The organism is Achromobacter insuavis, from assembly GCF_902859645.1.
GTDB lineage: Bacteria > Pseudomonadota > Gammaproteobacteria > Burkholderiales > Burkholderiaceae_B > Achromobacter > Achromobacter insuavis.
This window is the reverse complement of the sequence record NZ_CADIJR010000008.1, coordinates 122,446-132,817: the sequence shown is the minus strand read 5'-3', so window position 1 is coordinate 132,817 and position 10,372 is coordinate 122,446. Positions and strand designations below refer to the sequence as shown.

Here is a 10,372-nt window from a genome sequence, read left to right as displayed (position 1 = left end):
GCCGACGAAGCCGAGGCCCGCGTCTGGCTGCACGCCGCCCTCTGCGCCACGACCGGCGACGGCGATACTCACCCGTCGCTGGCGGATCGCCTGGCCGCGCTGGCGGCCGATCCGGACCGGCCGTTGCCGTGGCGCCGCGCCGCCCCCAACGCGGCCCAGGCCTGGTTGCCCGCGCAACGTGCGGCCCTGGCCGCCCGGCTGGACGAGCGCTGCGCGGCGCAATCGGCCGACGAGGCCGCGCAGGCGCGCCAGGAGCGCGAAGCGCTCACCGCCCAGTACCATGACTTGCTGCGCAAACGCCGCATCCGCGCCTTGTCGGCCGATGAAACCGCGCGCTGCGCCTGGCTGCGGGACACCCTGGACGACGACATCGCGGGCGCCGCCGCGCTGGCCGAGGACGGCCTGCGGCATGCGCCCGGCCATCCCGCCCTGCTGGCCCAGCTGGCGCGCTGCCGCCTGCGCGAGGGACGCCCGCAGGAAGCCGCGGACCTCTGGCGCCGCGCCGCGGACCCGCCCGGCCCGGAACAGCTGCCCAGCCTGCGCCAGCTCAGCCTGGCGGCCCTGCGCGAGGGCGACCGCGCACGGGCCGAGGATTACCGCCGCCAGGCCGACGCCCTGCAACGATCGCCCGCGCGCGCGAACGCGGCGGACGGCTACGATCCGCACGACCTGTCGCCCGCCGAGCTCGGCAAGCTGGCCGACACGCTCGATCCGCTGCTGCGCATCGCCACCGGCGCCTGGCTGCTGCGCCCCGCCGCCGGCGGCCGCTATCGGCTGCTGGTGCTGGCGCGCGACGCCGCCCTGCTGCGCGTCATCGGCCGCCTCACCGGCGAGCCCAGCTATCTGCGGCGCGACTGTGAACAACTGCTGGGCCGGCTGCTGCCGCGCCTGCGCCTGGACGTGGAAGCCGACATCATGGCCGCCGGCGATCCCCGGCTGGCGTGGTGCGTCGAGCAGGCGCGCGTGCGCCGTCCCGCCTGACGTCCGCCTGAAGCCCGACCGACACGCGGCGCGCCGTGCAACTTTCCGCCCGGCGCGCGGTCGATTCACCACACCACGCCCTTCGGCAGGCCGGCGGTCGCCACCGCCCCCCGGCAGGCGGGTGAACGGCAATCGGCCCGACCGGGCAAAGGCACCCGCGATGCGTTCTCTTTCCTCCCCCTTCCGTGGCGGCGCCCGGCCCGCCGCCGCGCGCTGGCGCTACGCCGCATGCCTGCCGCTGATCCTGCTGGGCGCCCAGGCGCTGGCCGCGCCGCAGCCGTGCGAAGCGCCGCCGCCCGGCCCGCGCGACCTGGAAGGCACCGGCTACTACACCGACGCCGCCCACTCGCAGATCGACCCCGCGCTGCAGGCCCGCAACCAGGCCCAGACCCGGCCGCTGAACGACTACGCCCGCCGCGTCGCCGACCTTTCCGACGCCTACCTGGCCCACGGCGACGCCGCCGCCGGCCAATGCGCGCTGACGTGGCTGGCATCCTGGGCCAAGGACGGCGCCATGCTCGGCCGCATGATCCACGGCAACAACGACCAGGCCGACTACCTGCGCCAATGGACCCATGGCGCCGCCGCCCTGGCCTATCTGAAGACGCTGCCGCTGGCCACGCCGGCGCAACGCGGCCTCATCGGGCCCTGGCTCGAACAGCTGTCGCGCGCCAACCTGGCCTACTGGGAAGACCCCCGGCACCAGCGCAACAACCATTACTACTGGACCGGCGTCGGCATCCTGGCCACCGCCATCGCCAACGACGACGCCGGCCTGCGCCGCGGCGCGCAGGCGATCTACCGGAAAGGCGTCGACGACATCCAGGCCGACGGCAGCCTGCCCATGGAAATGGCGCGCGGCGCCCGCGCGCTGCACTATCACGACTACGCCGCCGCGCCGCTGGTGATGATGGCGCAGCTCGCCGATGAAAGCGGCCAGGACTGGTATGCCTACCGCGAAGGCGCCCTGGGCCGGCTGGCGCGGCGCGTGGCCAAGGGCTACCTCGACAGCGCCTGGTTCGCCCGCCACGCCGGCGTGGCGCAGCAGGACGGCAAGCCGCATGGCTTCAGCGGCTGGATCGAGTTCTACCGCCTGCACGCGCCCAACACGCCGGCCTTCAGCGCCCTGCATGCCGCCGGCCCCTTCGACGATCCCCGCCTGGGCGGCAACCTGACCCTGATGGCCGCCCACGGCATCGTGCCGCGACGCTGACGCCGACCCGCCCGGCGGACGATGCCGGCGGGCCGCGCCAGGCGTAAACTGGATCCACACCCATATGCTGTATGCGGCCGCCGAGGGGCAGCCGCCGGAGATCGCCATGCAAGCCACCGCCACACGCACACTCGCCCTGCTGGCCGCCCTGCTGATACTGGGCGGCTGTTCCTCCCTGGGTCCCGGCGGCCCGCCACATCCGGGCGCGGTCAACCCCTACAGCAGCGGCGGCTTCCACGACGCCGGCCCGAACTATCCGGACACCGGCCCCTGAGCGCCCTGCCTGGCGGCCGCGCCCGACGCGGCCGCCGGATCGTTCGCCAGCTTGAACCAGCGTTGCACGCGCTGCCAATGCGCGTACGTTTCAGGGATCATTTCCGTTTCTCCGGGCAATCAGGTCAATGCCTGCGCCAGCAGCCAGGCCGAGACCAGCGAGGTCACGGCCTGGCGCCCGGCCAGGCCCCAGGCGTGGCGCGCGCCCAATTCGCGCCCAACCGTCCATAGCGTCACCAGGCAGGCCGAACAGGTCGACGCCAGCCACACCAGCACGAACATCTGCGCCGCATCCAGCCGAGCCAGCAGCGCGCCCTGGCCCTGGTTCAACGCCAGCAGGCCATCCTTGCGCAGGATCGAGAACACCACGCCTGTCGCCGCGTCCGCCGGCAGGCCCAGCGCGGCCATCGGCGCGCGCAGCAGCGACGCCAGCGCCTGCAACGCGCCCAGTCCGTCCAGCAGCGAGGCCGCCACGCAGATCAGCAGGAACACCGGCATTGCCTGTTTCAGGAACTGCGCCACCACCGCGCGCAGGCGCCATGTCACGCCGCGCCACGAGGGCCATTGCAGATACGCCTTGCCCGGTAGCGGCGCGGCGGCCTCGGCCGGCAAGGCGCCATGCCACAACCGCGTGTGCGCCGCCCCCACCAGGAACAGCAGCAACAGATAGGGCACGAACAACCCCATCCGTCCCGCCGCGCCGAACACCGATAACGTCGCGCCGATCTGGTAGCTGCAGGCCGAGCCGAACGCGATCAGACTGACGCAGGCGCGCCGCGTGCAGGCCGAGCAGGCCCGGCTCTGGAACGTCGCCACCACATTGCAGCCGAAGCCCGACAGCACCGGCACCAGGTCGCGCCCGCTCAGGCCGATATGCCTGAGCGCGGGATCGAGCGCCGCGGTCATGCGGTCCTTCAGGCCGCTTTCCTCGGTCAGCGCCATCGCCAGGCCGATCAGCGCCACCACCGGAAAGGCCCAGATGAACGAATACAGCCCCAGGCTGACGACGCCGTAGCCGCCCACCAGCAGGGTCTGCAATGCAGGCGGCGCGCCGGCCAGGGCGCGCGTCAAGGGTTCGACGAGCGCCGCGTCCGCCAGCGGCTGCAACCAGCCCGACAGGCCGTAGGCCAGGTACACCGGCAGCGCGAAACTCGACAGCAACGCCAGCAGCGCCCACCAGGGGCCCAATCCGGCGTGCTCGAACGGCGTGCGCTGCGGCCGGCGCGCGAGCGACGCGTGCCACAGCACGGGCCTGGCCGGCAGCGCGGGCAAGGCCACCGCGCCGGCCAGGGCATGGCGCACCGCCGCCAATTCCCGCGGCGCCGGCGCGCGCGCATTGATGATGGCCACCGGCACGCCCAGCGCCGCGCCGCAGCGCGCCGCCAGCGCCGGCGCGTCATCGCACTTGTCCGCGAACGTCAACACCACGCAGATCCGGTGCGCGCCATGCAACGCGGCCAGCACCTCGCGCATCAGGTCGGGCGCATCGGTGGCGCGCATCACCACCGCCACCACGGCGGCCGGCGCCATCCGCGCCAGGGCCAGCCGCGTGGCGGCGCTGTCGCCGCGCAGGCGCACGCCGGGCGTATCCACAACGCGCATCGCGGCGCCATCGAGCGCGGCTTCGCGGCAGGCCACGGTGGACCCGGCCACGTTGCTTTCGTCGCCGACCGCCTGGCCCGTCAGGCCGCGGAACAGCGCCGACTTGCCGGCGTTCTCCAGGCCGGCCAGCACCACCACGGCCTCGGTCGATTCAATGGCGTCGGGCCGCATCGCGTCCACCCGCCGCCGTCAGCATTCGCAGGCCTCGTCGCAGCAATCGGCGTTGCCGAATGGGCCCCAGGCGCCGGCGGCCCGCTCGGCCTCCAGCGGCGGCAGGCCCAGGTGCTGCGCGACCATGCGCGCCACGCTGTCGAAGCGTTGGCGGAATTTGTAGATGAAGCAATAGATGCGCCGGTCCTGGCGCACCTGCGGCCCGGCCAGGAACAGGCCCGGCATCAGGGTCGATTCATCGTGCGCGCTCAGCACCGGCCGGCCGTCGGGCGTCCAGTCGAAGCACGGGCGGATCAATTGCGCGCCGCCGCCGCGCAGGAAGCCGGTGCCCAGGATCGGCGCGTTCGCAGTGGCGAAGACCCGGCCGTCTTCTGCGTGCACGCTGAACCCCGCCGCCAGCCGGCGCACTTCCAGCACATTGACGCCGAAGGCGATCTCCAGCCGGCCGCTGTCCAGCGCCTGGTAGAGCCGCTGGCGGCTGTAGGGCGACAGTGACAGACTGGGGTCGTGCGCACTGGCGGGGTCCCAGGTCGATTTGCGCGCCAGCAGCTGCACCCGCGCGCCGCGCGCCACCAGGTTCACCGCCGCGTCCACGCCGCTTTCATAGCCGCCGATCACCAGGTATTCACCGGCCTCGAAGGCCGACCAGCTATCGACCTGCGCGTAATGCAGGCAGTCCGCCGCGCCGGCGAACGGCCGCAGATCGGGGTACTGGTATTCGCCCGTGGCCCAGATCACCGCCCGCGCCAGCGCGGCGCCCCTGGAGGTCTGCAGCTGGAATTCGCCGCGCGCGCCGCGCGTCAGCGCCGAGACCTCGCAGTCCAGCGCCAGCGGCAGGTCATGCGCCTGCGCCACCCGCGCCAGGTATTGCGCGTAACGCGGGCCGTCCAGGTGCTCCATGCCGGCCGTCAGCGCCGGCGAGCTGGTCTCGGTCACGGCGTTCAGGTCGGCCAGGCCGAACGGATTGCTGTAGAACGACGGCGTGATGAAACGCGTCTCCTGCGGCCAGGACAGGAACGAGGCCCCCACCTGATGCCGGTCGATCACCGCCAGCCGGTTCACGCCATGGCGGCGCAGCGCCACGGCCATGCCGATGCCGGCCGGCCCGGCGCCGACCACGGCGACTTCAAGCACTTTCGGTTCCACGGCGCGCGCCTATTTGTTCTTGGCCCCGCCCTGGCGCGCCTTGAAGCGCGGATTGGATTTGCAGATCACATAGATGCGCCCGCGGCGCTTGACCACCTGGCAGTCCCGGTGGCGGGTCTTGGCGTCTTTAAGGGAGGAAAGGACTTTCATGCGGCACTCCGGCAAGGATCGAAAGAAAAACCGACCCGCGCGGCGCGGGCCGACGTAAATGATATGTAATAACATTACGTTTGTCACGCAAAGCCCGCCAACAGTGCTTGCACCAAGATCAGACGGAAGGTAAATTGTTGACAATCAATCGCCCCATGGCGATTTAGAACGGGTTTTCACCCTGAAAATCCCTGGATTGTTGACACAATGAGCAAAGTGCTGACGCTTCCCGGCGCCGCATCGGGCGATAGCGAGACCCTGGCGGAACACATCTTCCGCAAGATCCAGTCCGCCATCGTCAAAGGCGAGATCGCCCCGGGCAGCAAGATTTCCGAACCCGAACTGGCGCGCATCCACGGCGTCAGCCGCGGCCCGCTGCGCGAGGCCCTGCACCGGCTCGAAGGCCAGAAGCTGCTGGTGCGCGTGCCGCACGCCGGCGCCCGCGTGGTCTCGCTCAGCCCGCAGGAACTGGCCGAACTCTACGAAATCCGCGAATCGCTCGAAGGCATGGCCTGCCGCCTGGCGGCCGAGCGCATGGCGCCGGCCGAAGTCGAGCAGGTGCGCCAAGTGCTGCACGCCCACGAAAAGGACGAGGCCTTCCAGGCCGGCACCGGCTATTACCAGCAGGAGGGCGACTACGATTTCCACTACCGCATCGTCAAGGGCAGCGGCAACCAGATGCTGTTCCGCATGCTGTGCGACGAGCTCTACCAGCTGGCGCGGATGTACCGTATCCAGTACTCGACCACTCCCAACCGCCCGCGGCAGTCGTATGCCGAGCATCACCGCATTCTCGACGCCATCGCCGACCGCGATGGCGAGCTGGCTGAACTCCTGATGCGCCGCCACATCCGCGCATCCCGTCTCAACATTGAAAAACAGATCGCTCAGGGCAACCTGAAGCGCACCGAGGCATGAACAAATCCTATCGCAAGCCCCTGCAAGGCACCCGCCTGGACTATTTCGACGCGCGCGCCGCCGTGGACGCCATCGCCCCCGGCGCCTACGACCGCCTGCCCTACACCTCGCGCGTGCACGCCGAGAACCTGGTGCGCCGCTGCGATCCGGCGCTGCTGACCGACGCGCTCAAGCAGCTGATCGAACGCCGCCGCGACCTGGACTTCCCGTGGTATCCGGCCCGCGTGGTCTGTCATGACATCCTCGGCCAGACCGCGCTGGTCGACCTGGCCGGCCTGCGCGACGCCATCGCCGACAAGGGCGGCGACCCCGCCAAGGTCAACCCGGTGGTGCCGGTGCAGTTGATCGTCGACCACTCGCTGGCCGTGGAATACGGCGGCAACGACCCCGACGCCTTCGCCAAGAACCGCGCGGTGGAAGACCGCCGCAACGAAGACCGCTTCCACTTCATCGACTGGACCAAGCAGGCCTTCCGCAACATCGAAGTGGTGCCCCCGGGCAACGGCATCATGCACCAGATCAACCTGGAGCGGATGTCGCCGGTGATCTACACGCAGGACGGCGTGGCCTTCCCCGACACGCTGGTCGGCACCGACAGCCACACCCCGCACGTGGACGCGCTGGGCGTGATCGCCATCGGCGTGGGCGGCCTGGAAGCCGAGAACGTGATGCTGGGCCGCGCCTCGTGGATGCGCCTGCCCGACATCGTCGGCGTCGAACTGACCGGCCGCGCCGGCCCCGGCATCACCGCCACCGACGTGGTGCTGACGCTGACCGAATTCCTGCGCAAGGAAAAGGTGGTCGGCGCCTATCTGGAGTTCTACGGCGAAGGCGCGGCCAGCCTGACACTGGGCGACCGCGCCACCATCTCGAACATGGCGCCCGAGTACGGCGCCACCGCCGCGATGTTCGCCATCGACCAGCAGACCATCGACTACCTGCGCCTGACCGGCCGCGAGGACGAACAGATCGCGCTGGTGGAAAACTACGCCAGGACCGCCGGCCTGTGGGCCGACAGCCTCAAGACCGCCGAATACGAGCGCGTGCTGCGCTTCGACCTGTCGACCGTGGTGCGCACCCTGGCCGGCCCGTCCAACCCGCACCGCCGCCTGCCGGTGGCCGACCTGGCCGAACGCGGCATCGCCGGCACCGTCGAGAACCAGCCGGGCCTGATGCCCGACGGCGCCGTCATCATCGCCGCCATCACCAGCTGCACCAACACCAGCAATCCGCGCAACGTCATCGCCGCCGGCCTGCTGGCGCGCAACGCCAACCGCGCCGGTCTGACGCGCAAGCCGTGGGTCAAGAGTTCGCTGGCGCCCGGCTCCAAGGCCGTGGCCCTGTACCTGGACGAAGCCGGCCTGACCGAGGACCTGGAAAAACTCGGCTTCGGCGTCGTGGCGTTTGCCTGTACCACGTGCAACGGCATGTCGGGCGCGCTCGATCCCGTGATCCAGCAGGAGATCATCGACCGCGATCTGTACGCCACCGCCGTGCTGTCCGGCAACCGCAACTTCGACGGCCGCATCCACCCCTACGCCAAGCAGGCCTTCCTGGCCTCGCCGCCGCTGGTGGTGGCCTACGCCATCGCCGGCACCATCCGCTTCGACATCGAACGCGACGTGCTGGGCACCGGCGCCGATGGCCGCGAGATCCGCCTGAAGGACATCTGGCCGAGCGACGAAGAGATCGACGCCATGGTCAAGGCGGCCGTCAAGCCGGAACAGTTCCGCAAGGTCTACGCGCCCATGTTCGGCCTGCGCAACGAGCGCGACGCCACGGTCGACCCGCTGTACGCGTGGCGCCCGCAGAGCACCTACATCCGCCGCCCGCCGTACTGGGAAGGCGCGCTGGCCGGCGAACGCACGCTGCGCGGCATGCTGCCGCTGGCCGTGCTGGGCGACAACATCACCACCGACCACCTGTCGCCGTCCAACGCCATCCTGATGGACAGCGCCGCCGGCGAATACCTGCACAAGATGGGCCTGCCGGAAGAGGACTTCAACTCCTACGCCACCCACCGCGGCGACCACCTGACCGCGCAGCGCGCCACCTTCGCCAATCCCAAGCTGTTCAACGAGATGGTCAGGAACGCCGACGGCACGGTCAAGCAGGGCTCGCTGGCCCGCGTGGAACCGGAAGGCAAGGAGATGCGCATGTGGGAAGCGATCGAGACCTACATGGACCGCAAGCAGCCGCTGATCATCGTGGCCGGCGCCGACTACGGCCAGGGCTCGTCGCGCGACTGGGCCGCCAAGGGCGTGCGCCTGGCTGGCGTCGAGGCCATCGCCGCCGAAGGCTTCGAGCGCATCCACCGCACCAACCTGATCGGCATGGGCGTGCTGCCGCTGGAATTCAAGTCGGGCGTGAACCGCAAGACGCTGGGCCTGGACGGCACCGAGAGCTACGACGTGGCGGGCGAGCGCAAGCCGCGCGCCGACCTGACGCTGGTGATCCACCGCCGCAACGGCGAGACGCTGGAAGTGCCGATGACCTGTCGCCTCGACACCGCCGAGGAAGTGTCGATCTACGAAGCCGGCGGCGTGCTGCAACGCTTCGCGCAGGACTTCCTGGAAGCCGAATCGGCCGCCGGTTCGGCCAAGAAGGCCGGCTGACATCCCACCGCATGGCGGGCGCCGCGGCGCCCGCCTTCTCCACCCAAGACATCAGGACTGCCCCATGGCCCATGCCCCCCAGATCAAGATTCCCGCCACCTACATGCGCGGCGGCACCAGCAAAGGCGTGTTCTTCAAGCTCGACGACCTGCCCGAATCCGCCCGCGTGCCGGGCCCGGCGCGCGACGCGCTGCTGATGCGCGTCATCGGCAGCCCCGACCCCTACGGCAAGCAGATCGACGGCATGGGCGCGGCCACCTCCAGCACCAGCAAGACCGTCATCGTCGGCAAGAGCAGCCGCGCGGAACATGACGTCGATTACCTGTTCGGCCAGGTCTCGATCGACCAGGCCTTCGTCGACTGGAGCGGCAACTGCGGCAACCTGTCGGCCGCCGTCGGCCCCTTCGCCATCACCAATGGCCTGATCGACCCGGCCCGCGTGCCGCGCAACGGCATCGCCGTGGTGCGCATCTGGCAGGCCAACATCCAGAAGACCATCATCGCCCACGTGCCGATCACCGACGGCGCGGTGCAGGAAACCGGCGACTTCGAACTGGACGGCGTGACCTTCCCGGCCGCCGAACTGCAGCTGGAATTCATGAACCCGGCCGAGGAAGGCGACGGCGGCTCGATGTTCCCCACCGGCAACCTGGTGGACGACCTGGAAGTGCCCGGCGTGGGCACCTTCAAGGCCACCATGATCAACTCCGGCATCCCCACCATCTTCCTGGACGCCGAGGCCCTGGGCTACACCGGCGCCGAGCTGCAGGACGACATCAACGGCGACGCCGCCGCGCTGGCGCGCTTCGAGACCATCCGCGCCCACGGCGCGCTGCGCATGGGCCTGATCCAGAAACTGGAAGAGGCGGCCGCGCGCCAGCACACGCCCAAGGTGGCCTTCGTGGCCCGCCCCAGGGCCTACACCGCCTCCAGCGGCAAGCAGATCGGCGCCGGCGACATCGACGTGCTGGTGCGCGCCCTGTCCATGGGCAAGCTGCACCACGCCATGATGGGCACCGCCTCGGTCGCCATCGCCACCGCCGCGGCGGTTCCCGGCACGCTGGTCAATCTGGCGGCCGGCGGCGGCCAGCGCGACCAGGTCAACTTCGGCCATCCCTCGGGCACGCTGCGCGTCGGCGCCGAGGCGCAGCAGATCGACGGCGAATGGACCGTCACCAAGGCCATCATGAGCCGCAGCGCGCGCGTGCTGATGGAAGGCCGCGTGCACGTGCCGCCCACCGGGTTCTGAGGCGGCCGCCGCCGACGGGCGCGGGCTGCGGTATTCTCTGCCGCAGCCCATTCC

Annotated in this window: 9 protein-coding genes; 6 read left to right on the top strand and 3 right to left on the bottom strand. The window is 70.7% G+C overall.

Going from position 1 to position 10,372, the window contains the following annotated elements; all coding sequences use genetic code 11:
* The 3 genes from H0523_RS07235 to H0523_RS07225 all read left to right on the top strand — a co-directional run.
* On the top strand, positions 1–981 hold a 981-nt coding region (locus H0523_RS07235; RefSeq protein WP_503467164.1), incomplete at its 5' end, for a tetratricopeptide repeat protein.
* Positions 982–1,141: 160 nt separating this feature from the next.
* Positions 1,142–2,194 (top strand): alginate lyase family protein, encoded by a 1,053-nt coding sequence (locus H0523_RS07230; protein ID WP_082404320.1) that lies wholly within the window; start codon positions 1,142–1,144, stop codon positions 2,192–2,194.
* A gap of 106 nt (positions 2,195–2,300) precedes the next feature.
* Positions 2,301–2,468, top strand: a complete 168-nt coding sequence (locus H0523_RS07225) for a hypothetical protein (protein WP_116523079.1) — start codon at positions 2,301–2,303, stop codon at positions 2,466–2,468.
* A gap of 119 nt (positions 2,469–2,587) precedes the next feature.
* Here the strand turns inward: H0523_RS07225 and H0523_RS07220 are convergent, their stop codons facing one another.
* From H0523_RS07220 to ykgO, 3 genes are read right to left on the bottom strand one after another with little or no spacing between them, the layout of a single operon-like run.
* Positions 2,588–4,240 (bottom strand): nucleoside recognition domain-containing protein, encoded by a 1,653-nt coding sequence (locus H0523_RS07220; protein WP_054429078.1) that lies wholly within the window; start codon positions 4,238–4,240, stop codon positions 2,588–2,590.
* Between the two features lie 18 nt (positions 4,241–4,258).
* On the bottom strand, positions 4,259–5,374 hold the full coding sequence (locus tag H0523_RS07215; protein WP_231689909.1) for an NAD(P)/FAD-dependent oxidoreductase: 1,116 nt from the start codon (positions 5,372–5,374) through the stop codon (positions 4,259–4,261).
* A 21-nt stretch (positions 5,375–5,395) separates the two neighbouring features.
* Positions 5,396–5,536, bottom strand: a complete 141-nt coding sequence (ykgO, locus tag H0523_RS07210) for a type B 50S ribosomal protein L36 (RefSeq protein ID WP_025138121.1) — start codon at positions 5,534–5,536, stop codon at positions 5,396–5,398.
* Positions 5,537–5,743: 207 nt separating this feature from the next.
* On the opposite strand from ykgO, the gene H0523_RS07205 reads away from it, so the two are divergent.
* The 3 genes from H0523_RS07205 (at position 5,744) to prpF (ending at position 10,318) form a co-directional block, all read left to right on the top strand.
* A complete protein-coding gene (locus H0523_RS07205) occupies positions 5,744–6,454 on the top strand; it encodes a GntR family transcriptional regulator (protein WP_054429081.1) in 711 nt (236 codons plus the stop codon).
* A complete protein-coding gene (gene acnD / locus H0523_RS07200) occupies positions 6,451–9,069 on the top strand; it encodes a Fe/S-dependent 2-methylisocitrate dehydratase AcnD (protein WP_054429083.1) in 2,619 nt (872 codons plus the stop codon). The genes H0523_RS07205 and acnD overlap by 4 nt, the downstream gene beginning before the upstream one ends.
* 64 nt (positions 9,070–9,133) lie before the next feature.
* Complete coding sequence (gene prpF, locus H0523_RS07195) at positions 9,134–10,318, top strand: 2-methylaconitate cis-trans isomerase PrpF (protein WP_054429084.1); 1,185 nt, start codon at positions 9,134–9,136, stop codon at positions 10,316–10,318.
* Positions 10,319–10,372 lie beyond the last annotated feature (54 nt).